The following is a 22769-nucleotide window of genomic DNA, read 5'->3' on the forward strand; positions in this document are numbered from 1 at the left end:
TGCGGGCGGCAGGCGCCTCAGGCGTCGCCGCCGGCGTTGCCGGAGGTGCCGGCCGTGGTGTCGAGCAGCTGGTAGTGCTCGGCGGCCTTCCGGGCGGTGCCGGCCTCGACCTCGCCGCGACGCTCCAGGAGCTGCAGCGCGCGGACGACCATGGAGGCGCCGTCGATGTGGAGGAAGCGGCGGGCCGCCGGGCGGGTGTCGGAGAAGCCGAAGCCGTCGGCACCCAGTGAGGCGTAGTCGTCCTTGATCCACGGGGCGATGAGGTCCTGCACGGCCCCCATGTAGTCGCTGGTGGCCACGACCGGACCCTCGCCCTCGGGCAGCAGCTGCTGCACGTAGGGGGTGCGCTGCTCCTCGTCCGGGTGCAGGAAGGCGTGCTCGTCGGCCGCGCGGGCGTCGCGCTCCAGCTCCGACCAGGAGGTGATGGAGAAGACGTCGGCGTCCACACCCCACATCTCACCCAGGTCGCGCTGGGCCTCCAGCGCCCACGGGACGCCCACGCCGGAGGCGAGGAGGCGCACCTTCGGTCCCTCGGTCTCACCCTCGGCCAGCAGGTAGCCGCCCTTGAGGATCCCGTCGACGTCGACGTCCTCGGGCTCCTTCGGCTGGACCATCGGCTCGTTGTAGACCGTGAGGTAGTAGATGACGTCCTCGGCCTCCTCCCCGTACATCCGGCGCATGCCGTCGCGCATGATGTGCGCGATCTCGTAGGCGTAGGCCGGGTCGTAGGAGACGATCGCCGGGTTGGTGTGGGCCAGGAGCGGGCTGTGGCCGTCCATGTGCTGCAGGCCCTCGCCGGCGAGCGTGGTCCTGCCGGCCGTGGCGCCGATGAGGAAGCCGCGCGCCAGCTGGTCGGCGGCGGCCCAGATGCCGTCGCCGGTGCGCTGGAAGCCGAACATCGAGTAGAAGACGTAGATCGGGATCATCGGCTCGTTGTGGGTGTCGTAGGACGATCCCACGGCCGCGAAGGCGGCCACGGAGCCCGCCTCGTTGATGCCCATGTGGAGGATCTGGCCGTCCTTCGCCTCCTTGTAGGAGAGCATGAGGTTGGCGTCGACCGACTCGTAGTTCTGGCCCTTGGGGTTGTAGATCTTCGCCGTCGGGAAGAAGGCGTCGATGCCGAAGGTGCGGGCCTCGTCGGGGATGATCGGCACGATCCGCTTGCCGATCTCCTTGTCGCGCATCATGTCCTTGAGGATGCGGACGAAGGCCATGGTCGTGGCGACCTCCTGGGTGCCCGACCCCTTGCGCCCCATCTCGTAGGTCTTCTCCGGGGGCTGGGGGAGCGGCAGGTGCTCCGAGAGCCGGGCCGGCAGGTCCCCGCCGAGCTTGCGGCGGCGCTCCATCATGTACTGGATGACCTCGTCGTCCTGCCCCGGGTGGTAGTAGGGGGCGGAGAACTGGTCCTCCTCGAAGGCGGAGTCCGGCACCGGGATGTGCAGGCTGTCGCGGAAGCCCTGCAGGTCCTCCACCGTCATCTTCTTCATCTGGTGGGTGGCGTTGCGCCCCGCGAAGTGCGAGCCGAGCGAGTAGCCCTTGATGGTGTGGGCCAGGATCACGGTCGGCTGGCCGGTGTGGTTCATCGCGGCCTGGTAGGCGGCGAACACCTTGCGGTAGTCGTGGCCGCCGCGCTTGAGCTTCCACCAGACGTCGTCGTCGGACCAGTCCTTGACCATCCGCGCGGTGCGGGGGTCCCGCTCGAAGAAGTGCTCGCGGACGAAGGCGCCGTCGTTGGCGCGGAAGGTCTGGTAGTCGCCGTCGGGCGTCTGGTTCATGAGGTTGACCAGCGCGCCGTCACGGTCGGCGGCGAGCAACTCGTCCCAGCCGCGTCCCCACAGGACCTTGATGACATTCCAGCCGGCGCCGCGGAAGAAGGACTCGAGCTCCTGGACAATCTTGCCGTTGCCGCGGACCGGTCCGTCGAGGCGCTGGAGGTTGCAGTTCACCACGAAGGTCAGGTTGTCCAGCTCGTCGTTCGCGGCGGTCTGCAGCGCACCGCGCGACTCGACCTCGTCCATCTCGCCGTCGCCGAGGAAGGCCCAGACGTGCTGCTGGCTGGTGTCCTTGATGCCCCGGTTGTGCAGGTACTTGTTGAACTGCGCCTGGTGGATCGCGCCGAGCGGGCCCAGCCCCATCGACACGGTCGGGAACTGCCAGAAGTCCGGCATCGAGCGGGGGTGCGGGTAGCTCGGCAGGGCCTGCAGCCTCCCGTCCACGTAGTGGGACTTCTCTTGGCGGAAGCCGTCCATCTGGTCGGCCGTCAGGCGACCCTCGAGGAAGGCGCGCGCGTAGATGCCGGGGGAGGCGTGGCCCTGGAAGAAGACCTGGTCCCCACCGCCGGGGTGGTTCCGGCCGCGGAAGAAGTGGTTGAAGCCGACCTCGTAGAGGGTGGCTGCCGAGGCGTAGGTGGAGATGTGGCCACCGACGGCGACACCGGGCTTCTGGGCGCGCTGCACCATCATCGCGGCGTTCCAGCGGATCCAGGCGCGGTACCTGCGCTCGATCTCCTCGTCACCGGGGAACCACGGCTCGTCCTCCGGGCCGATGGTGTTGATGTAGTCGGTGGTGGTGAGGGAGGGCACGCCCACCTGGCGCATGCGTGCGCGGTTCAGCAGGTTGAGCATGACGTAGCGGGCTCGCTCGCGGCCCTGCTCGTCGACCAGCCCGTCGAGGGAGGCGAGCCACTCGGCGGTCTCCTCGGGGTCGATGTCGGGCAGCTGGCTCGGGAGCCCGTTCAGGATGGGTCCGGAATCCTTCTTGGCCACGAAGTCTCTCCTCCTCAGACGTGGTGCTCCCCGGGTGCCGGGTCCGGCGCGGGGCGTGCCTGCCTGGTGGCGTGGCGTCACCGGTCCTCATTGTTCCACCCTCCGGTCCCGGAACCCCAGTCGGAGGGCCCGGCCACCGTGGTCCGCGGAGGCCCGCGGGAGGGGTGCGGGTGCCGGGCGACGCGCCGCGGCCGCCCCCCCGGCGTGGCCCGGGGGCGCCGGACAGGTCATCATGGGGGTCGACAACGCAGCTCGCGCTGTCACCGACCCTTGTCACAGACCCCCAGGAGGACCACGTGGAGGCGACCGCCAGCGCGGGCGCTCGTGCACTTGCCGACCGTCTCGGACTCGTCGACGACCAGATCGTCCAGGAGGTCGGGTGGGACGACGACGTCAACGACGACTTCCGCCTCGCCGTGGAGGAGGCCATCGGCTCCCCCCTGGAGGAGGAGGACTACACCGGCCCGGTCGACGTGTGCATGCTGTGGTTCCGGGAGGGGGACGGCGACCTCACCGACGACTGCGTCGACGCCCTGGTCGGGCTGGAGGACGACGGCTTCGTGCTCCTCCTCACGCCGGCCATGCGCCAGGAGCTGCACGTGGACCAGGCCGAGGTGGAGGAGGCGGCGCGCACGGCGGGCCTCCAGGCGCACAGCTCGGTGGCGCTCGACGAGAACTGGCTGGCCACGCGGCTCGGTCGGACGGGCAGCCGCAAGGGCTGAGCGCCCCGGGGCCTGTAGCTCAGCTGGTAGAGCACTGCGTTTACACCGCAGGTGTCGTCGGTTCGAACCCGGCCGGGCCCACCACCGCACCACCCGACCGGTCCGGAGGTGGTCGGCGCTCTCGTGCACACTGGCCCCGTGACCTACGCGCCTGCTCTTCGCACCGAACCGTACGAATCCCCCCAGGACTTCGGGGCCCTGCTCCTGGAGTCGGTGCTGCACGTCCTGGAGGAGATGTTCCCGCCGGACGGCGCCCTGACCGGGGACGTCGTCGGGCTCACCGTCGGGGACCCCGCCCAGCCCGTGCGCAGCGTGCTCTTCGCCGTGGACCCCACCCTGGCGGTCGTCGACGAGGCCGTCGCCGGCGGCTGGGACCTGCTGGTGACCCACCACCCGCTGCTCATGGCGGGGGTGCACGCGGTGCTGACCAGCGAGCCGAAGGGCGCTGCGGTGACCGAGCTGGTCCGTTCCGGCGTGGCGCTCTGGAACGCGCACACGAACGCGGACGTGGCGGCGCAGGGTGTCAACGACGCGCTGGCCGCCGCACTGGGGCTGCGCGACGTCGAGCCGCTCGCCGAGCCGGAGGGCAAGCCGTTGGGGCGGGTCGGCCAGCTGGCTGCGCCGGTCTCGCTCCGTGAGTTCGCCGAGGGGCTCGGCCGGGTGCTGCCGAGCGCCCCGGTCGGGCTGCGGGTGGCGGGTGACCCGGACGGCCTCGTCGAGCGGGTGGCCGTCCTGGGTGGCTCCGGGGACCGCGAGCTCGACGCGGTGCGGGCCGCGGGGGCGGACGTCTACGTGACCGCCGACCTGCGTCACCACCCGGTGAGCGAGTTCCGGGAGCACGGTCTGCTCGCGGCGCGATCGGGAGGGGCGGACGGCCCCTTCGTCATCGACGCCGGGCACTGGGCGACCGAGTCGCTCTGGCTCGCCTCGGCCGCCGAGCGCCTCGCCGAGCAGGTCGAGCGCGTTCACGGTGTGCGGCTGCGCACCGGCCTGAGCACCCTCGTCACCGACCCGTGGGACTTCGTCGTCGCCACTGAGGAGGACTGATCGTGAGCACCTGGATCATCGAGGCCGACGGCGGGTCCCGGGGGAACCCGGGGGTGGCCGGGTACGGCGCGCTGGTGCGGGACCCGGAGGGCTCCCTGGTCGCCGAGCGGGCCGCGCCGCTGGGGCGGGCCAGCAACAACGTCGCGGAGTACCGCGGGCTCGTCGCGGGGTTGGAGGCGCTGCGCGACGTGGCCCCCCTCGAGGCCGGGGACCGGGTGGTCGTTCGGATGGACTCCAAGCTCGTCATCGAGCAGATGGCGGGGCGCTGGAAGATCAAGCACCCCGACATGCAGGAGCTCGCCCGGCAGGCGCAGGCGATCGTGCGCGAGCTCCGCGAGCTGGGCGTCGAGCCGGAGTGGACCTGGATCCCGCGCGCCAGCAACGGTGAGGCCGACCGGTTGAGCAATGTCGGCATGGACGGGGAGACGGTGCGCCGCGATCTCGCACCGCGGCAGGGGACATCCCCCGAGCAGGACGCCGCGACCGGCGGTGAGGACGCGTCCGACGCGGTGGTGGGAGTGACCGAGGTGGAGGACACCACCCACACCCCGGAGGTGCCGGTCGACACCCCGGAGCACCGGTGGCAGCTGGTCCTCCTGCGGCACGGGGTCACCCGGTTCACCGAGACCTATCGCATCGACGGTCGGGGTGGGACGAACCCGCCCCTGTCCGAGCTGGGGCTCGCCCAGGCGGACCGGGCGGCCCGGGAGCTCGGGGAGCGGCTCGCCGAGCCGGCTGCGGCCGGCAGGGTCGCCGTGGTGACCTCCAGCCTGCAGCGGGCGCAGCAGACCGGCGGTGCGGTGGCCCGGGCGCTGGGGGTGGAGCCCCGCACGGAGGCGGCCTTCGACGAGCAGGCGTTCGGCGACTGGGACGGACTGACCTGGCAGGAGGTCGACGCCCGTGGGCAGGGACTGGCCCGTTCCTTCGCCCGGGAGCGGGACTTCGTGATCCCCGGCGGGGAGTCCCACGACGAGGTGGCCCAGCGGGTGCTGGAGGCGCTGCGGGCGGTGGGTCACCGGGCGGCGCAGGAGGAGCTGCACACCGTCGTCGTGGCCGCCCACCGCATCGCGATCATGACCGTGCTCGAGGCGGTGCTGGGGGTTGACTACCCACGCTCGTGGACCCTCGGCCAGGACCCGGCGGCCTTCCACACCCTGGAGGTCGTCGGTTCCGACCCGGTCGAGGGCTTCGCCGAGCTCAGCGGGCTCAACGTGCGGCACCACCTGCACGACCTGCCGACGCGCTGACCCGTCGCCGCCCCGGACCGGCGGCGTCGGGCGGTGGTTAGGGTGACCGCATGGCGCACCCCCACGTGACGATGCAGCCCGGCCCGGCCGGGATCCCCCCGGCGGCGGGCGAGGAGCTCCGGACGGCCTTCGCCCGGATCCGGGCCGAGCACGAGATCCCCGGGGAGTTCCCCGAGCCAGTGCAGTCCGAGTCCGAGCGCATCGCGACCGGCCTCACCCTGCCCGAGCGTGACGAGCGGGCGGTGGAGTTCGTGACCATCGACCCGGAGGGGTCGATGGATCTCGACCAGGCCCTGTGCATCGAGCCGTCCGAGGACGGCTACCGGGTGCGCTACGCCATCGCCGACGTGCCCGGGATCGTGCCCCACGACGGGGAGATCGCCGCCGAGGCGCTGCGCCGTGGGCTGACCGTCTACTGCCCGGACGAGCGCTCGCCGCTGCACCCGCCGGTCCTCTCCGAGGGGGCCGCCTCCCTGCTGCCGGAGGAGGACCGGCCCGCCCTCGTCTGGGACCTCCTGCTGGACGGTGCGGGGCGGCTGCAGCAGACCGACCTCTACCGGGCCGCCGTCCGGTCGCGGCGCCGCTACACCTACGTGGAGGCACAGGCCGCGATCGACGACGGGACGGCCGAGCAGAACCTCGCCCTGCTGCGGGAGGTGGGGGAGCATCGCATCGCCCTGGAGCGGGAGCGGGGCGGGGCGACCCTGCCCATGCCCGAGCAGGTCGTCGAGCAGGACGGCGAGGGTTTCACCCTCCAGTTCCGCCCCCTGCTGCCCGCCGAGGACTGGAACGCGCAGATCTCCCTGCTGGCCGGGATGGCCGCCGCCGAGCTCATGCTCCGGGGTGGCATCGGCATCCTCCGCACGATGCCCGACCCGGAGCCGCAGGATGTCGACCGGCTGCGGCGGCAGGCTCGTGCGCTCGATGTCCAGTGGGCGGACGACCAGGACTACGGCGACTTCCTGGCCACCCTGGACCCCGCGAACGGGCTGCACCTCTACCTGGTCCACGAGTCGACGATGCTCTTCCGCGGCGCCGGGTACACGGTCTTCGACGGGGCGGCGCCGGAGGTGGACAGCCACTCGGCCATCGCCGCGCCCTACGCCCACGTGACCGCACCGCTGCGGCGCCTGGTGGACCGCTACGGGCTGGAGATCTGCCTGGCGCTGGCCGCCGGCGAGGAGGTGCCGGCCTGGCTGCGCGAGGCCCTGCCCACCGTCCCGGAGGTCATGCAGGAGGCCGACCAGCGGGCCAAGGCCGTGGAGCGCGCCTGCGTCGACGCGGTCGAGGCGGCCGCCCTGGCCCCGCACGCGGGGGAGGAGTTCGAGGCCACGGCCGTGGACGTGCAGCCCGAGAAGCAGCGGGTGGAGGTGCAGCTCCTGAACCCGGCGGTGATCGAGCGGGCGTCCGGGGTGGCCGAGCCGGGCCAGACCGTCCGGGTGCGGCTGGAGGCGGCCTCAGTGGCCGAGGGGACCGTCGAGCTGACGGTGCTCTGAGCACGCCGGGTGGGGTGAGACGAGCCGGCCTGTAAGCCGGGTCCTGTCCCGGCGGTGGATCGCTCCACCGCCGGTGACGGTCATCCATCTAGGGCACGTGTTGCCACGTGCCTCGAGCGGTCTACCCGCACGCTCGGGCGGGACGCCCTCGAACGCGTGCTGTCCGACCTTGCTCCCGGTGGGGTTTACCGAGCCACGCCAGTCACCTGGCGTGCTGGTGGTCTCTTACACCACCGTTTCACCCTGACCCGTGCTGGGCACGGGCGGTCTGTTCTCTGTGGCACTGTCCCGCGGATCGCTCCGGGTGGCTGTTGGCCACCACCGTTCCCTGTGGAGCCCGGACTTTCCTCGGCGGGTGCCCGGGGGCCCCGACGCGACCGTCCGGCCGACTCGTCTCGGCGGGGAAGTGTACGCGGGGCCCGGACGGGCTCAGCGCGCCGCGGCCTGCTGGGCGGCCAGCGCGGCGCCGATGATGCCGGCGTCGTTGAGCAGCTGGGCCGGCACGATGGGGGCTCGCAGGTGCAGCCTGGGCAGGAACTTCTCCGCCTTCTTGCTCACCCCGCCCCCGACGACGATGAGCTCCGGCCAGAGCAGGTTCTCCAGGGTGGAGTAGTAGGTCTGCAGGCGGTCGGCCCACTCGTCCCAGTCGAGATCCTTGGCCTCCCGCACCGAGTTCGCGGCGCGGGTCTCGGCGTCCTTGCCGTCGATCTCGATGTGCCCGAGCTCGGAGTTCGGGATGAGCACGCCGTCGTGGAGCAGGGCGGTGCCGATCCCGGTGCCCAGGGTGGTCATGAGGACCAGGCCCCGGGTGCTGCGGGCGGCGCCGAAGTGGGCCTCGGCCAGGCCGGCGGCGTCGGCGTCGTTCAGGACGTGGACCTCCCGCTCGAGCAGGTCCGAGAAGAGGGCGTCGGCGTCGGTGCCGATCCAGCTGGAGTCGATGTTCGCGGCGGTGCGGACCGTGCCGCGGCTGACCACCGCCGGGACGGTGACGCCCACCGGCTGGCCCTGGGTCTGCTCGGCGAAGGCGTCGGCGATCCCGGCGATGATCTCGCCGACCGCCTGCGGGGTGGAGACCTCGGGTGTCTCCTCGCGGAGGCGCTCGGCGGAGAAGGCCCCGGCGGTCAGGTCGACCGGGGCCCCCTTGATGCCGCTGCCGCCGACGTCGAGGCCGAGGGTGTGCTGGGAGGTGCTCATGGTTCGGTCAGGACCTCCGGCCCGTCGTCGGTGATGAGGATGGTGTGCTCGAACTGGGCGGAGCGCTTCAGGTCCTTGGTGAGGACCGTCCAGTCGTCCTCCCACATGAACCAGTCGGGGGTGCCCAGGTTGAGCATCGGCTCCACGGTGAAGGTCATGCCGGGCTGGATCACGTCGTCGTAGTGGGGGGCCGCGTCGTAGTGCGGGACGATCAGGCCGCTGTGGAAGTGGGTGCCGATGCCGTGGCCGGTGTAGTCGCGGACCACCCCGTAGCCGAAGCGGCTGGCGTACATCTCGATGACCCGGCCGATGACGTTGAGCTCGCGGCCCGGCTTGGCGGCCCGGATGCCCCGCATCGTGGCCTCCTGCGTCCGCTCGACCAGCAGGCGCGACTCCTCGTCGACCTCGCCGCAGAGGAAGGTGGCGTTGGTGTCACCGTGCACCCCGCCGATGTAGGCGGTGATGTCGATGTTGACGATGTCGCCGTCGGCCAGCTCCCGGTCGTCGGGGATGCCGTGGCAGATCACCTCGTTGACCGAGCTGCACAGCGACTTCGGGTAGCCCCGGTAGCCCAGCGTGGAGGGGTAGGCCCCGTGGTCGCAGAGGAACTCGTGGCCGACCCGGTCCAGCTCGTCGGTGGTCACCCCCGGGGCGACGGCGCGGCCGACCTCCTCGCGCGCCTGGGCGGCGAGGCGGCAGGCGATGCGCATCTGCTCGATGGTCTCGGCGTCCTTGACCTCCGACCCCGTGAAGGGTGCCGGGGCGGGCTTGTCGACGTACTCCGGGCGCTCGATGGAGGCCGGCACGGGGCGCCGCGGCGAGACGCGGCCTGGCTTCAGCGGAGGGGCTACGGGCATGCGGCGCAGTCTAGGAGGCCGCCGCCGTGGCGCGGTGCGTCGGTGCCGGGTGTGCTCGGTCACCCCTGCGCTTGTCGAGGCGGCCGGACCCACCGGTCGACCACCAGGGCCACGGCCGACGCTCCGGCGCAGGCGAGAGCGATCGGCAGCCACACGGTCCGGCCGCGGCGGCTGCGCGGGTCGGAGGGGGCGGGGCGTGTGTGCAACCTGTCACGGCACGGAAGGGACGATCGTGCCTAGAGTGGCCCGAAACGCAGACGACGCCCCCGAGGAGGCAGCCGTGCAGTACTTCTACAACATCCGGACCGGCAAGGTGGAGGAGAACAACGACGAGCGCTCGCGCAGCGCCGACCTCATGGGCCCCTACGACTCGCCGGAGGAGGCCCAGCAGGCCCTGGAGACCGCCCGCCGCCGCACCGAGCAGTGGGACGAGCAGGAGCAGGACGAGGTCGACGAGCCCGGGGGCGCGAACTGGGACGCCAACCCCTTCAACGACGCCTGACCAGCCCATCGGCGGAGCCGTTCGCGGCTCACCGGGAACGGAGCACCGCCCCATGACCGAGCAGCACCCGCCCCTTGCCGTCGACGAGACGGCGATGGTCGCCGACCTCACGGCCCTCGTCTCCTTCCCGAGCGCCGGGGGGAGCCTGGCCGAGGAGCGCGTCCAGCGCTGGGGAGCCGAGGCCCTGCGCTGGCTCGGGGGGCGGGTGGAGCAGTGGGAGGACGAGGTCGCGACCCTGGCCCGGGAGCCCGACTGGCCCGGGCAGGAGGTCGACCGGCAGAGGATCCACGGTGTCGTGGCTCGCTTCGGTCCGCAGGAGGGCGAGCCCGCACTGGTCCTGTGCGGGCACACCGACGTGGTGCCGGCCGCGGACCCCTCCCTGTGGGCCGGCCAGGATCCCTGGACCGTCCAGCCGGTCGGTCAGGAGGAGGACTGGACGGGTCTGGGCTCCAGCGACGCCCCCTACCCCGAGGGGCTGCGCTACGTCGGGCGCGGGGTGACCGACATGAAGGGTGGGGTGGCGGCGATCCTCGCGGCGGTCCGTGCCGTCCAGTCCAGCGGGGTGACCCTCCGGCGCCCGCTGGCCGTGCACCTGGTCTCCGGGGAGGAGGACGGCGGTGCCGGCACCTTCGCCACCCTCCGACGGGGCCACACCGGCGAGGCGTGCGTCATCGCCGAGCCGACCGCTGGGCAGCTCATCACCGCCAACGCGGGTTCGCTCACCTTCCGCCTCACCGTGCGCGGGCGCGCGGCCCACGGGGCCATGGCCGGTCAGGGGGTCAACGCCCTCACGGGCCTCCGCGTGGTGCAGGACGCGCTGGAGGACCTCCAGGCCGAGCGGCTCCGGGGCCGCCCCGCGCCCTTCGACACCTTGGACGACCCGTGGCCGCTGAGCATCGGCATCGTCCGCGGTGGTGACTGGGCCTCCACCGTGCTCGACGAGCTCGTGGTCGAGGGCCGCTTCGGGGTGCGTCCGGACGAGACCCCCGCGGAGGCCCGCGCGGCCCTCGAGGAGTGCGTGGCCGCCGCCTGCGCCGCAGACCCCTTCCTCCGGGAGCGCCCGGTGGAGGTCGAGTGGCCCGGTGGGGTCTTCGCCCCCGGGCGCCTCCCGGCCGACCACGAGCTCGGGGAGCAGATGGCCGACGCGGTGGAGGTCGTGAGCGGGACCCGGCCCGGCCAGGTGGGTGCCCCCTACGGGTCCGACCTGCGCCAGTACGCGGCCGCGGGTGTCCCGACCCTGCAGTACGGGCCGGGGGACATCCAGCAGGCCCACTCGGTGGACGAGTGGGTGGAGCACGCCGAGCTGGTGCGTTGTGCCCGCGCCTTCGCGCAGCTCGTCGTCACGCGCTGCTGCTGAGCTGCCCGGGGAGCTGGAGGGCCGCCTCCGTGACCGATCCGTGACGCTCTTGTGACCGTTCCGGTACTGACACGGGGGGTCGTCAGGCGGATGATCGCCCGGTGGTGAGTTCCGCCACGCGATCACACACCCTGGAGGAAACGTGAACCCTCGCAAGCACGTGCGCCTGTCCGGAGCGGTCCTGGTGGCCCTGGCGATGACGGCCACCCCGCTGGCCCACGCCGGCGCGGCGCCGCCCGCGGACGACGCCCGCGGGCAGTCCGCCCGGCAGGACGACCTGCCCCACGAGCGTGGCGAGAAGCAGCGTGAGCTGCGCAAGGCCGCCGTGAACGCCCTCATCAAGGGCGAGGCCGAGGTGGTGACCAAGGGGAAGAAGAAGGGCAAGGTCATCCAGGTCGGCGAGGGGCGCAAGCGTCAGTACGTGCAGTACGACACGAACCGTCAGGAGAAGGTGCTCACCTTCCTGGCCGAGTTCGGCGAGAAGACCGACCCGGCCAAGGGCGGGGCACCCGGCCCGCTCCACAACGAGATCGCCGAGCCGGACCGCACCCAGGACAACTCCACGGTGTGGGCCTCCGACTTCGACGTCGCCTACTACGAGAACCTCATGTTCGGCCCGGACAACTCGATGAGGGACTTCTACGCCGACCAGTCCTCGGGGCGCTTCGACCTCCAGGGCGGTGTCTACGACTGGGTGAAGCTGCCCTACAACGAGGCCCGTTACGGGGCGAACTCCGATGACCCGGCTGTGGAGGCCGAGGGCTACTGGTCGTACGTCAAGGACACCGCCCAGGCCTGGTACGACGACCAGAAGGCGCAGGGCAAGACCACCGCGGAGATCAAGGCGGAGCTCGCGGAGTACGACACCTGGGACCGCTACGACCACGACGGTGACGGTGACTTCCACGAGCCCGACGGCTACGTCGACCACTTCCAGGTGGTCCACGCCGGCGAGGACGAGTCCGCCGGTGGTGGAGCCGAGGGGGAGGACGCGATCTGGGCCCACCGCTGGTACGCCTTCCCGACCCTGGAGGGTGAGGCCGGGCCGGAGGGCAACCTGCTGGGAGGCGTGCCGATCGGTGACACCGGGCTGTGGATCGGTGACTACACCACCGAGCCGGAGAACGGCGGCGTCGGAGTGTTCGTGCACGAGTTCGCCCACGACCTCGGCCTGCCCGACTACTACGACACCAGCGGCGGTGACAACGGCTCGGCCTTCTGGACGCTCATGTCCTCCGGCTCCTGGCTGAACGAGGGCGAGGAGGCCATCGGTGACTCCGCGGGCTTCATGGGTCCCAAGGAGAAGCTGCAGCTCGGCTGGCTGGACTACGAGATCGTGACGCCCGAGGAGAACCGGGCCGTGCGCCTGGGGCCGGCCCACCACGCCACCGGCAACCCGCAGGCCGCCGTCGTGCCGCTGCCCGACCAGATCATCACCGACGAGTACAACACCCCCTACGCCGGGGAGTGGGAGTACTGGAGCGGCACCGGTGACAACACGGACAGCAGCCTGTCGACCACGCTCGACCTGACCTCCGCCTCCTCGGCCTCCGTGTCCGCCCGGGCCCAGATCGAGACCGAGGCCGGGTACGACGTGTACACCGCCGAGGTCTCCACCGACGGTGGTCAGACCTGGACCGAGCTCGACACCCGCGACGGCAGCTCCGGCGGCTGGACCGAGGTCTCCTACGACCTGGCCGACTACCTGGGGCAGGAGGTGGGCTTCCGGTTCCACTACCAGAGCGACGGTGGCGTCAACGAGGACGGTGTCTTCCTCGACGAGCTGACGACCACCGTCGACGGGGCGTCCTCGGTCGACGGCGCGGAGGGCGAGGCCACCTGGACCCTGGACGGCTTCCAGCGCATCGACGGCACCGTCGAGCGCCACGAGCCGCACTACTACCTCATGGAGAACCGCCAGTACGGCGGCTATGACGAGACGCTCGAGGTGGGCCCGTACAACTTCGGCTTCCTCGACACCCGACCCGACTGGGTGGAGCGCTTCCCGTACCAGAACGGGCTCCTGGTCTGGTACTCGAACGACGCCTATGCGGACAACAACGTGGCCCAGCACCCCGGTGGCGGCCAGGCCCTGCCGGTGGACGCCCGCCCCGAGGCCATGGCCTGGGGCGACGGCACCCTGCTGCGCAACCGCATGCAGTCCTTCGACGCCACCTTCGGCCTGGAGCCCACCGACGCGGTGACCCTGCACCGGGACGGCGTGCCCCACGAGTTCGGCGGGGACCCGGCGGTCCCGGTCTTCCACGACAGCGGTGCCAACGCCTACTACGACCCGAGCAACCCGCAGAACTCGGTGCAGCTGCCGGGCTCCGGCGTGCGGGCCGAGGTCCTGGGCACCAAGAAGGAGACGATGGACGTCTGCTTCGGTGCGGAGTGCAGCGGGCACCACAAGGACACCACCAAGCCCACCACCCCGGGGCAGGGGAAGGGTCGTTCCGCCCAGAAGTGACGGACCCGCTCACCGGCCCGGCCGGTGACCCGACCCGACGGGGCCGGAGCGCTGCGGCGCTCCGGCCCCGTCGGCCGTCCCGGCGGGCGGGGCGGTGGTTGGATGGAGCCATGGATCGGCAGCAGGAGCACGTGCTCAGGGTCGTCGAGGAGCGGGGCATCCGCTTCCTCCGGCTGTGGTTCACCGACGTCCAGGGATCGTTGAAGTCGGTGGGTGTGGCGCCCGCGGAGCTCGAGAACGCCTTCACCGAGGGCATCGGCTTCGACGGCAGCGCCATCGAGGGCTTCGCCCGGGTGGTCGAGGCCGACACCCTCGCCATGCCGGACGCCTCGACCTTCCAGGTGCTCCCCTGGCCGAACGGGGCGGAGGCCGGCATCGCCCGCATGTTCTGCGACATCACCCTGCCGGACGGCACGCCCAGCTCGGCCGACCCGCGGCAGGTCCTCCGTCGTGCCCTGGCCGCGACGGAGGACGAGGGCTACACCCTCTACACGCACCCGGAGATCGAGTTCTTCCTCTTCGAGCCGCAGCTGGACGAGTGGGGCCGTCCGGTGCCGATCGACGACGCCGGCTACTTCGACCACCTCGCCCACGGGGACGGTCACGACTTCCGTCGCGCCGCGATCGACATGCTGGAGACGATGGGCATCGCCGTGGAGTTCTCCCACCACGAGGGCGCCCCGGGGCAGAACGAGATCGACCTGCGCTACGCCGACGCGCTGACCACGGCGGACAACATCATGACCTTCCGGACGGTCGTCAAGGAGGTGGCCCTCTCCCAGGGGTGCTTCGCCTCCTTCATGCCCAAGCCGATGCAGGAGCACGCCGGGTCGGGGATGCACACCCACTTCTCCCTCTTCGACGGTGACCACAACGCCTTCCACGAGCCCGGGGCGGAGTACCAGCTGTCCATCACCGGGCGCCGCTTCGTCGCCGGGGTCCTGCGGCACGCCCGGGAGATCAGTGCGGTGACGAACCAGTGGGTGAACTCCTACAAGCGCCTGTGGGGCGGTGGGGAGGCCCCCGCCCACGTGTGCTGGGGGCACAACAACCGCTCGGCCATGGTGCGGATCCCGATGTACAAGCCGACCAAGGGCCAGTCGAGCCGGATCGAGGTCCGCACCCTCGACTCGGCCTGCAACCCCTATCTCGCCTTCGCGCTGGTCCTGGCGGCTGGCATGCGGGGGATCACCGAGGAGTACGAGCTGCCCCCGGAGGCCGAGGACGACGTGTGGGCCCTCACCGACCGGGAACGGCGGATCCTGGGCATCGAGCCCCTGCCCAGCTCGTTGACCGAGGCCCTGCACGTCATGGAGGAGTCCGAGCTGGTCGCCGAGACCCTGGGGGAGCACGTCTTCGACCAGCTCCTGCGCAACAAGCGGGAGGAGTGGCGGGCCTACCGGGGGCAGGTCACGCAGTACGAGCTCCAGAACTACCTGCGCCGGCTGTGAGCAGCGACCAGTCCCGTCTGAGCGGGGTCTCCTGGGCCGTCCGGGAGGGCTTCGCCGACGGTCGTCGCGCGGTCTCCTTCCTGGACTCCCTGGCCGAGCTCCTCGGCACCCCGGTGGACCAGGAGCGGCTCCGGCTGGCCCGGGTGCTGGGGCGCAGCGCCGACCCGGATCGCGCCGTGCTCGCCGCGGTGCGGCTGGCGGAGTCCGAGCCGGAGGCGCTCCGGGGCCTGCTGGGGGCCGCAGCCTCGGGGAGTCCGGGGCAGGCCCGTGGGGCGGACGGCCTCCCCGGCGCCGGGGAGCGCCTGGTGGCGGTGCTGGGGGCCAGCCGGGCGATGGGGGACCACCTGGCCCGGCACACCGAGCAGCTGGAGACCCTCGAACGGGGCACGCTGCCGACGGCCGAGGAGTGCCTCCAGGTCGTCGTGGAAGCCGTGGAGGAGGCGCTGGGGGCCGGGGAGTCCCCGGACGACGCCCTGCGCGTCGCCTACCGCCGGGGCCTGCTGCGCATCGCGGCGGTGGACCTCACGGCCCCGGAGCCCGCCGAGCTCCTCCCGGAGGTGGCCGCTGCCCTGTCGGACCTGGCTGCTGCGGCCCTGGAGGCGGCGGTGACGATCGCGGCCCACGAGGTGGAGGGCGCGGAGGGTGTGCGTCTGGCCGTCATCGGGATGGGCAAGGCCGGTGGGCGCGAGCTCAACTACGTGAGCGATGTCGACGTCATCTTCGTCGCCGAGCCGGTGCGGGGCGTCCCCGAGGCCGAGGCGCTCGAGATCGGTGCGCGAATGGCCACCCGCGTCATGTCCGCCTGCGGCTCCTCCACGGCGGAGGGCACCCTGTGGCCGGTGGACGCGGCCCTGCGCCCCGAGGGCAAGGCCGGCCCCCTGGTGCGGACCCTGGGCTCGTTCCGCTCCTACTACGAGCGGTGGGCGTCCCCCTGGGAGTTCCAGGCCCTCCTCAAGGCCCGCCCGGTCGCCGGGGACTGCTCCCTCGGCGAGCAGTTCGTGGAGATCGTCACCCCGATGGTCTGGGAGGTGGCCGCCCGCGACGGCTTCGTGGAGGGCGTGCAGGCGATGCGGCGCCGGGTGGAGGAGCACATCCCCCCGGCGGAGCGGGGACGCCAGCTCAAGCTGGGTCCCGGTGGCCTGCGGGACATCGAGTTCTCGGTCCAGCTCCTCCAGCTCGTGCACGGGCGGGTCGACGAGTCCCTCCGGCACGCGGCCACGCTGCCGGGCCTGGAGGCGCTCGCCGCCGGTGGCTACGTGGCGCGGACCGACGCGGCGGTGCTCGGGGAGGCCTATCGGCTCCTGCGCTGCCTGGAGCACCGCATCCAGCTGGACCGGTTGCGCCGCAACCACCTCCTGCCCGAGGAGGACGAGGACCTGCGTCGCCTGGGCCGCTCGATGGGGTGGCCGGGGGACGCGGCACAGGCGGTCCGGCAGCGTTGGGCGGAGGTCGGGAAGGAGGTGCGGCGCCTCCACGAGCGGTTGTTCTACCGGCCCCTGCTGGTGGCGCTCTCCGACCTCTCTCCCGGGGAGGCTCGCATGCGGCCGGCCGCCGTGGAGGAACGCCTGGCCGCCCTGGGCTTCAAGGACCCGGCGGGGGCCGTGCGGCACCTGGAGGCCCTCACCCGGGGGGTGACGCGCACCGCGGCCATCCAGCGACAGCTGCTCCCGGGCATGCTCGGCTGGCTGGCCGGGTGGCCGGCGCCCGACGCGGGCCTCCTCGCCTTCCGCCGGATCAGCGAGTCCCTCGGGGGGACGCACTGGTACATGGCCATGCTCCGCGACGAGGGCCACGCCGCGGAGCGCTTCGCGCACGTGCTGTCCGGCAGCCGCTATCTCACCGAGCTGCTGGAGAGCGGTCCGGAGGCGGTGCGCCTGCTGGGGGAGGACCCCCGCTCCCGCCCGGCGGAGCGCGAGGTGCTGGTCCGCCGGATGCGGGCCGCCGTCCAGCGGGGTGCAGACCTGCCGGCCGGGGCCCGCTCGGCACGGGTGCTGCGGCGCACCGAGATCCTGCGGGTGGGGATCGGGCGGCTCACCGGAAACCTGGACCTGGTGGCCTCCGCCGCAGGGCTGACCCGTACCGCCGAGGCGCTCCTGGAGGCCACGCTGGCCCGGGCGCTGGGCGGGGAGAGCACCGGGGTCTGCCTCATCGGCATGGGGCGCCTGGGCGGTGCGGAGCTCGGCTTCGCCTCGGATGCCGACCTCTTCGTCGTGCACGACGACGCCCCGGGCCGTGCCGAGGCGGCCGCGGCAGCCCTCAAGGCACTGCGTCAGGCGCTCGTCGGGGGCGCGGAGCCCGGGCTCGAGGTCGACGTGGACCTGCGGCCGGAGGGGCGGAACGGGCCGACGGTCCGCGGCATCGGCTCCCTCGAGGCCTACTACGAGCGGTGGAGCTCCCCGTGGGAGGCGCAGGCGCTCGTGCGGGCGCGTCCGGTGGCCGGTGACCCTGCGCTCGGCGCCCGGGTCATGGCGCTGGTGGACCCGCTCCGGTGGCCCGAGGGTGGCCTCACCCCGGCAGCGCTGCGGGAGATGCGGATGCTCAAGGCCCGGATGGAGACCGAGCGCATCCCCCGGGGTGCCGATCCGCGGCTCCACCTCAAGCTCGGGCGGGGTGGGCTGTCGGACGTGGAGTGGACCGTCCAGCTGTGGCAGATGCAGCACGCCCACCGGTGCCCGGACCTGCGGACGACCAGCACGCTGGGGGCGCTCGCGGTGCTGGAGGACGAGGGCCTCGTGGCAGCCGGGGAGGTGGAGAGCCTGCGTGCGGCCTGGCTGCTGGCCAGCGAGCTCCGGGACGCCGCGATGCTGTGGCGCGGGCGCCCGGTGGACGCCGTCCCGGCCGACCCCCTGGACCGCGAGGGGGTGGCCCGTGCGCTGGGACGCCCGGAGGGTTCCGGGCACGCCCTGGTGGAGGAGTACCTGCGGACCTCTCGCCTGGCCCGGCTCGTGGTGGAACGTCTCTTCTACGGTGAGTGAGCCGGGGCGTGGGTGAGCTCCCCGGCCGGTGCGCCGGCCGGGCCGGTGAGCTCCCGCTCGTAGGATGGCCCGCATGGTTGACCCTGACGCCTCGCGCCCTGCCCACGGGGTCCTGTGGTTCTCCGGCGACCCGGAGGGCGTGGCGGCCTGGCTGGTCGGGGGCGTGGTGAGCGCCGAGGTGGTCGCTCTGGACGGGTGGACGCTGGTGCGTCCCCTGGAGCTGCCGGCCGGGCTGGGGCCGTACGGGGACGCGGTCGGCCTGATCCTCTCCCGGGTGGTCCCGGACGAGCACCGACCGGTCGTCGCCCTGACCGAGCGGGAGGGGGTGGTGGTCGTGGCCGCGGCCGACCAGCCGGGGGACGAGGTCCACTGGGTGGCCGTCCAGCCGGGGGTCGGCCCTCGCTCCCTCGGGGAGCTGCCCACCTGCGGGCCGCGGTACATGACCGCGGCTGCCGGCGTGCCCGAGCAGGCGGACGAGCTGGCTGCCCTCATCGCCAGGCGCCGGGCCGTCGGGTCGGGTGCCGGGGAGCTGGGCATGCGTCTGGCAATGGTGCTGGGCCTGCCCGAGCCGGCGGTCGCCCGCCGCCAGGTGGAGTTCTCCCACGGGCTGGTGGTGGAGCCGGACCCCCGGGAGGTGCAGCGCTTCAAGCAGGTGCTCAGCGACCGGCTTGTCGAGCGCGACGAGGAGGCCGGCCGATGAGGGCCCGTGTCCCGCTGCGCCTGTGGGCGGCCGTCGACCTCACGGCCGGTAGGACCGCACAGGCGGACCCCGGGTCCCCGCTGGCCGAGCCCCGGGCCGCGGTGGAGCACTGGGTGGCGCAGGGGGCGCGCCAGATCCACCTCGTGGACCTGGACCGTGCGCACGGCACGGGCCAGAACGACGCCCTGGTGCGGGAGATCGTCGCGAGGGCAGGGGTTCCCGTGGAGCTCTCCGGGGGTGTCCTGGCCCCCGCCGACGTCGAGCGGGCCCTCTCCTGGGGGGCCACGGCCGTCACCGTCTCCTCCGGGGTCTGGGCGGACGCCCCCGCCGCGCTGGAGTGGTTGCGGGAGTGGGACGACCGGGTGCAGATCGGCATCGACCTGCTGGGGGAGCGCGTCGTGGCACGCGGGCGCCGGGGTGACCTCGGGCACCGCGACGAGCTCCTGGGCCGGATCGCCGGGCTGGGGGCGCGGCGCTGGGTCGTGGCCTCGGCTGCGGCCGACGGTCGACGCACCGGCCCGGACCTGAGCGCTCTGCGGCACGCTGCCGAGCGCCTGGAGGGGGTGATCGTCGCCTCCGGTGGGGTCGGGAGCACCGGCGACCTCGTCCAGCTCTCGAGCCTGCGCGGCCCGCACGGTCCCGCTGTCGCCGAGGCGATCCTCGGGGCCTCCCTCTATGCGGGGGCCGTGGAGCTGGGGCGCAGCCAGGACCTGCTGGCGGAGATCGCCGGCCCGACCGCCGGGGCGATTGCGGACTCGGCCGGCGTGCCCTGGGCCGGGCGGGAGGTGCGAGCCGGGGAGTTCGACGACGACACTGGTGAGGTGGACCCGCGGCTGGCCGACCCGGGGCAGGACGATGCCGCGCTGGTCGAGGCGCTGGGTCCGGCCCGGGTGTTCGTCGCCCTGCTGGCGGAGGAGGGGGCCGACGCGGCCGACATGGCGGTTGCGCACGTGACGACGCCCGAGGGGTGGACGGCCCTCCCGGTCTTCACCTCGGCCGACGCCGTCCCCCGGTGGCGGTCCGAGGCCCGCCCGGTCCCGGTGCGCGGTGCGCAGGCGGCGCAGGCTGCCGTCGAGGACGGCGTCGAGGCGCTGGTCCTGGACCCCGGGTCCACCCCCCGCGTGGTGCGTCCGTCCATGGTCAGCGCGGCGGCCCGGGGGATGGTCTGGTGTCGCCCCAGCGAGGACCCGGTGGTGGTGGACGCCCTGCGCCGCCTCAAGGAGCACCCGCGGGTGGAGGGGGTGCTCCTGCGGACCGACGAGCAGGGAGCGCTCGTCGTCGGGATCCGTGGCCCGGTGGGGGAGACGGAGGCCGCCGGTCTGGTGGCGGAGGCCGTGGGCGACCCGGAGGTCCGGTCCCGCCTGGATGCGGTGATGGTGACCCCCGTCCGGTGACGCTGGTGCCGGGACGGGATCCTCTGCTATCCTGATTTGCTGAAGCGAGACCTTGTCTCCACCTACGGACCGCCTGAGGTGCGTGGGTCACGCACCCGCCGGGTCGTGTCGCGTCTCCCCACGTGCCGTGGGGATCGTCCACGGTGTGCAGGTGGTGGGCGCCCGCAGCATCGGCGTCGGTCCAGGGTCTCTCGGTTCGAGAGGCCCTTTTGGTTTCTCGGGCCACCTCTCATCGACGAAGGAGAAGCACATCAGCGAGCCTCGCATCAATGACCGCATCCGGGTTCCGGAGGTGCGGTTGGTCGGCCCCAACGGTGAGCAGGTCGGCATCGTCCGTGTGAAGGACGCACTGCGTCTGGCAGCGGAGGCCGATCTCGATCTGGTGGAGGTCGCACCGATGGCCAAGCCCCCGGTCGCCAAGCTCATGGACTTCGGCAAGTTCAAGTACGAGAACGCCATGAAGGACCGTGAGTCGCGGAAGAAGCAGGTCAACACGGTCATCAAGGAGATCAAGCTCCGGCCGAAGATCGACCAGCACGACTACGAGACCAAGAAGGGTCACGTGGAGCGCTTCCTCACGGCGGGCGACAAGGTGAAGGTCACGATCATGTTCCGTGGTCGTGAGCAGTCCAAGCCCGAGCTGGGGTTCCGCCTCCTGCAGCGGCTGGCCGAGGACGTCCAGGAGCTGGGCGTGGTCGAGGCCCGCCCGAAGCAGGACGGCCGCAACATGACCATGGTCCTCGGCTCCACGCGGAGCAAGGCGCAGGCGCAGGCCGAGCGCCGCAAGAACCGTGAGGACAAGAAGCGGGAGCGTCGCGACGAGGAGACTCCCGCCGCGGGCGGCGAGGCCCCTCAGGAGGCTGCCCCGACTCCCGCGGAGACGACCGAGTCGTCGACCACCGAGGACTGAGGACCCGCTCCTCCCGGACGCGGACCACAGCGGGTCCGCGTCCTCATGAACCTGTCAGCACGACACGAAGGGATCGGCACATGCCGAAGAACAAGACCCACTCGGGCACCAAGAAGCGCTTCCGCGTGACCGGCAGCGGCAAGATCATGCGCCAGCGTGCTCGCCACGTCCACAAGTTCCAGGAGCGCTCGTCCGCGGACGCCCGCCGTCTGGCCAACGACGTCGTGGTCGCCAAGGCCGACGAGAAGAAGATCAAGAAGCTGCTCGGTCTCTGACCAGCGTCTGATCCCCTGAACTTTCCCCCCATCTGAGCAAGGAGTTTCCACGTGGCACGTGTGAAGCGGGCAGTCAACGCCCACAAGAAGCGCCGGGTCGTCCTCGAGCGCGCCTCCGGCTACCGCGGTCAGCGTTCGCGCCTGTACCGCAAGGCCAAGGAGCAGGTCACCCACTCGCTGGTCTACTCGTTCGAGCACCGCAAGGACAAGAAGGGCGACTTCCGTCGCCTCTGGATCCAGCGCATCAACGCGGCGGCCCGTGCGAACGGCATGACCTACAACCGGTTCATCCAGGGTCTGAAGATCGCCGAGGTCGAGGTCGACCGTCGCATGCTGGCCGAGATGGCCGTCCACGACCCGGCGGCCTTCGCCGCCCTGGTCGAGATCTCCCGTGCGAACGTCCCCGCCGTCAAGGGCGACGAGACGGCCACCGCCGGTGCCGCGCCGCAGGGCCAGAAGGCCGCCGAGGCTGCCGCCCAGTCGGGTGACGCCGCCTCCGTCGAGGCCGTCCAGCAGGCCGAGAACGTCGCCGCGCGCAACGACTGATCCTCTCCTCCCAGAGCGCCGACCCGCCCATGCAGCCCACACCCTCCCCGCTGACTCCCACGTCGTCGCGGGTCAGGGCGGCTGCGGGGCTGGGTCGGCGTTCTGCGCGTCGACGCTCGGGGCACTACCTCGTGGAGGGGCCGCAGTGCGTCCGTGAGCTGCTCGTCTGGGAGCCGGAGCGGGCGCAGGACGTCTTCCTCACCGCGGAGTTCCTGGCGGGGGCACCGGAGTTCGGGGACCTGCTCGCCGGCACGCCCGTGCACGCCCACCTGGTGGCTGACGAGGTCGTGCGGACCGTGGCCGACGCGCAGACCCCGGCCGGCATCGTCGCCGTGGCCCGCTGGCAGCCGCCCCCCTTGGTCGAGGCGCTGGGCAGGGTGGGGGAGAAGGGTTTCGGCGTCGTCCTCTCCGAGGTCCGCGACCCGGGGAACCTCGGGACCGTCATCCGCGCCGCGGACGCTGCGGGGGCGGCGTGCGTCGTGGTCACCGACTCCTCGGTGGACGTGACGAACCCGAAGGTGGTCCGTTCCACGGCCGGCTCCCTGCACCACCTGCCGGTGGCCACGGGGGTGCCCTTCGCCGAGCTCCTGGCGGCCGCCCGCGCCGCGGAGCACCCGCAGCGCCTTCTGGCCGCCGACGGGTACGCGGACACGCTCCTGCCGGCAGCAGAGCTCGCGGGACCGCACCTGTGGGTGATGGGCAACGAGGCCCGGGGGCTGGATCCCGTCGAGCGGGACGCCTGTGACCTGCGGGTGGCGGTGCCCCTCTACGGGCGGGCGGAGTCGCTCAACCTGGGGACGGCCGCGGCCGTGTGCCTGTACGCCTCGGCGATGGACCCGGGCAGGCGCTGAGCCGGCTGCG

18 protein-coding genes, 1 tRNA gene and 1 other RNA gene are annotated in these 22769 nt (G+C 72.6%); 16 read left to right on the forward strand and 4 right to left on the reverse strand.

Annotation, left to right across the window (positions count from 1 at the left end; translation table 11 throughout):
* Nucleotides 1-17: 17 nt before the first annotated feature.
* Nucleotides 18-2765, reverse strand: a complete 2748-nt coding sequence (gene aceE, locus CFT82_RS09250; RefSeq protein ID WP_088818788.1) for a pyruvate dehydrogenase (acetyl-transferring), homodimeric type — start codon at nucleotides 2763-2765, stop codon at nucleotides 18-20.
* A 296-nt stretch (nucleotides 2766-3061) separates the two neighbouring features.
* Between aceE and CFT82_RS09255 the strand changes: the two genes are divergently transcribed.
* The 5 genes from CFT82_RS09255 to CFT82_RS09275 all read left to right on the forward strand — a co-directional run bounded on the left by CFT82_RS09255 (nucleotide 3062) and on the right by CFT82_RS09275 (nucleotide 7277).
* Nucleotides 3062-3487, forward strand: a complete 426-nt coding sequence (locus tag CFT82_RS09255; RefSeq protein ID WP_088818790.1) for a DUF3052 domain-containing protein — start codon at nucleotides 3062-3064, stop codon at nucleotides 3485-3487.
* A gap of 8 nt (nucleotides 3488-3495) precedes the next feature.
* Nucleotides 3496-3571: transfer RNA gene (locus CFT82_RS09260), tRNA-Val, on the forward strand.
* Between the two features lie 54 nt (nucleotides 3572-3625).
* The gene (locus tag CFT82_RS09265) at nucleotides 3626-4534 is read left to right on the forward strand and encodes a Nif3-like dinuclear metal center hexameric protein (protein ID WP_327078690.1); all 909 of its coding nucleotides are present in this window, start codon (nucleotides 3626-3628) and stop codon (nucleotides 4532-4534) included.
* Between the two features lie 2 nt (nucleotides 4535-4536).
* Nucleotides 4537-5781 (forward strand): histidine phosphatase family protein, encoded by a 1245-nt coding sequence (locus CFT82_RS09270; protein ID WP_234994379.1) that lies wholly within the window; start codon nucleotides 4537-4539, stop codon nucleotides 5779-5781.
* A 50-nt stretch (nucleotides 5782-5831) separates the two neighbouring features.
* Nucleotides 5832-7277: an RNB domain-containing ribonuclease gene (locus CFT82_RS09275; RefSeq protein WP_088818792.1), complete on the forward strand. Its 1446-nt coding sequence runs from the start codon at nucleotides 5832-5834 to the stop codon at nucleotides 7275-7277.
* A 16-nt stretch (nucleotides 7278-7293) separates the two neighbouring features.
* On the opposite strand, the gene rnpB is transcribed toward CFT82_RS09275, so the two are convergent.
* The 3 genes from rnpB to map all read right to left on the reverse strand — a co-directional run bounded on the left by rnpB (nucleotide 7294) and on the right by map (nucleotide 9328).
* Nucleotides 7294-7670, reverse strand: an RNA gene (gene rnpB / locus CFT82_RS09280) — RNase P RNA component class A.
* 36 nt (nucleotides 7671-7706) lie between these two features.
* Entirely contained in the window at nucleotides 7707-8471 is a 765-nt protein-coding gene (gene ppgK / locus CFT82_RS09285; RefSeq protein ID WP_088818794.1) for a polyphosphate--glucose phosphotransferase, read from the reverse strand.
* Nucleotides 8468-9328: a type I methionyl aminopeptidase gene (gene map, locus CFT82_RS09290; protein ID WP_088818795.1), complete on the reverse strand. Its 861-nt coding sequence runs from the start codon at nucleotides 9326-9328 to the stop codon at nucleotides 8468-8470. Before map ends, ppgK begins: the two co-directional genes overlap by 4 nt.
* Nucleotides 9329-9569: 241 nt before the next feature.
* Between map and CFT82_RS09295 the strand changes: the two genes are divergently transcribed.
* The 11 genes from CFT82_RS09295 to CFT82_RS09345 all read left to right on the forward strand — a co-directional run bounded on the left by CFT82_RS09295 (nucleotide 9570) and on the right by CFT82_RS09345 (nucleotide 22759).
* A complete protein-coding gene (locus tag CFT82_RS09295) occupies nucleotides 9570-9830 on the forward strand; it encodes a methionine aminopeptidase (RefSeq protein WP_234994380.1) in 261 nt (86 codons plus the stop codon).
* A gap of 52 nt (nucleotides 9831-9882) precedes the next feature.
* Entirely contained in the window at nucleotides 9883-11187 is a 1305-nt protein-coding gene (locus tag CFT82_RS09300) for a M20/M25/M40 family metallo-hydrolase (protein WP_088818798.1), read from the forward strand.
* 142 nt (nucleotides 11188-11329) lie between these two features.
* Entirely contained in the window at nucleotides 11330-13657 is a 2328-nt protein-coding gene (locus CFT82_RS09305) for an immune inhibitor A domain-containing protein (protein WP_234994381.1), read from the forward strand.
* A 110-nt stretch (nucleotides 13658-13767) separates the two neighbouring features.
* Nucleotides 13768-15108, forward strand: coding sequence for a glutamine synthetase family protein (locus tag CFT82_RS09310; protein WP_088818800.1), 1341 nt, complete (start codon nucleotides 13768-13770; stop codon nucleotides 15106-15108).
* Nucleotides 15105-18083: a bifunctional [glutamine synthetase] adenylyltransferase/[glutamine synthetase]-adenylyl-L-tyrosine phosphorylase gene (locus tag CFT82_RS09315; RefSeq protein ID WP_088818801.1), complete on the forward strand. Its 2979-nt coding sequence runs from the start codon at nucleotides 15105-15107 to the stop codon at nucleotides 18081-18083. The genes CFT82_RS09310 and CFT82_RS09315 overlap by 4 nt, the downstream gene beginning before the upstream one ends.
* Nucleotides 18084-18156: 73 nt before the next feature.
* Nucleotides 18157-18783 carry a hypothetical protein gene (locus CFT82_RS09320; RefSeq protein ID WP_088818803.1) on the forward strand — a complete coding sequence of 209 codons (627 nt, stop codon included), beginning with the start codon at nucleotides 18157-18159 and terminating at the stop codon, nucleotides 18781-18783.
* A complete protein-coding gene (locus tag CFT82_RS09325; RefSeq protein ID WP_088818805.1) occupies nucleotides 18780-20177 on the forward strand; it encodes a HisA/HisF-related TIM barrel protein in 1398 nt (465 codons plus the stop codon). Before CFT82_RS09320 ends, CFT82_RS09325 begins: the two co-directional genes overlap by 4 nt.
* A 298-nt stretch (nucleotides 20178-20475) precedes the next feature.
* Nucleotides 20476-21087 carry a translation initiation factor IF-3 gene (gene infC, locus CFT82_RS09330; RefSeq protein WP_234994382.1) on the forward strand — a complete coding sequence of 204 codons (612 nt, stop codon included), beginning with the start codon at nucleotides 20476-20478 and terminating at the stop codon, nucleotides 21085-21087.
* Between the two features lie 80 nt (nucleotides 21088-21167).
* Nucleotides 21168-21362, forward strand: a complete 195-nt coding sequence (gene rpmI / locus CFT82_RS09335) for a 50S ribosomal protein L35 (RefSeq protein ID WP_088818807.1) — start codon at nucleotides 21168-21170, stop codon at nucleotides 21360-21362.
* 51 nt (nucleotides 21363-21413) lie between these two features.
* Nucleotides 21414-21908 (forward strand): 50S ribosomal protein L20, encoded by a 495-nt coding sequence (rplT, locus tag CFT82_RS09340; RefSeq protein ID WP_088818808.1) that lies wholly within the window; start codon nucleotides 21414-21416, stop codon nucleotides 21906-21908.
* Between the two features lie 29 nt (nucleotides 21909-21937).
* The gene (locus CFT82_RS09345) at nucleotides 21938-22759 is read left to right on the forward strand and encodes a TrmH family RNA methyltransferase (protein WP_088818810.1); all 822 of its coding nucleotides are present in this window, start codon (nucleotides 21938-21940) and stop codon (nucleotides 22757-22759) included.
* Nucleotides 22760-22769: the final 10 nt, after the last annotated feature.

The organism is Kytococcus aerolatus, from assembly GCF_900187395.1.
GTDB classification, from domain to species: Bacteria; Actinomycetota; Actinomycetes; order Actinomycetales; family Dermatophilaceae; genus Kytococcus; species Kytococcus aerolatus.

Coding starts and splice junctions, on each gene's coding strand:
- map (WP_088818795.1), bottom strand. CDS start 9,328: ATGCCCGTAGCCCCTCCGCTGAAGCCAGGCCGCGTCTCGCCGCGGCGC.
- CFT82_RS09300 (WP_088818798.1), top strand. CDS start 9,883: ATGACCGAGCAGCACCCGCCCCTTGCCGTCGACGAGACGGCGATGGTC.
- CFT82_RS09310 (WP_088818800.1), top strand. CDS start 13,768: ATGGATCGGCAGCAGGAGCACGTGCTCAGGGTCGTCGAGGAGCGGGGC.
- CFT82_RS09320 (WP_088818803.1), top strand. CDS start 18,157: ATGGTTGACCCTGACGCCTCGCGCCCTGCCCACGGGGTCCTGTGGTTC.
- CFT82_RS09325 (WP_088818805.1), top strand. CDS start 18,780: ATGAGGGCCCGTGTCCCGCTGCGCCTGTGGGCGGCCGTCGACCTCACG.
- CFT82_RS09345 (WP_088818810.1), top strand. CDS start 21,938: ATGCAGCCCACACCCTCCCCGCTGACTCCCACGTCGTCGCGGGTCAGG.
- CFT82_RS09275 (WP_088818792.1), top strand. CDS start 5,832: ATGGCGCACCCCCACGTGACGATGCAGCCCGGCCCGGCCGGGATCCCC.
- rpmI (WP_088818807.1), top strand. CDS start 21,168: ATGCCGAAGAACAAGACCCACTCGGGCACCAAGAAGCGCTTCCGCGTG.
- ppgK (WP_088818794.1), bottom strand. CDS start 8,471: ATGAGCACCTCCCAGCACACCCTCGGCCTCGACGTCGGCGGCAGCGGC.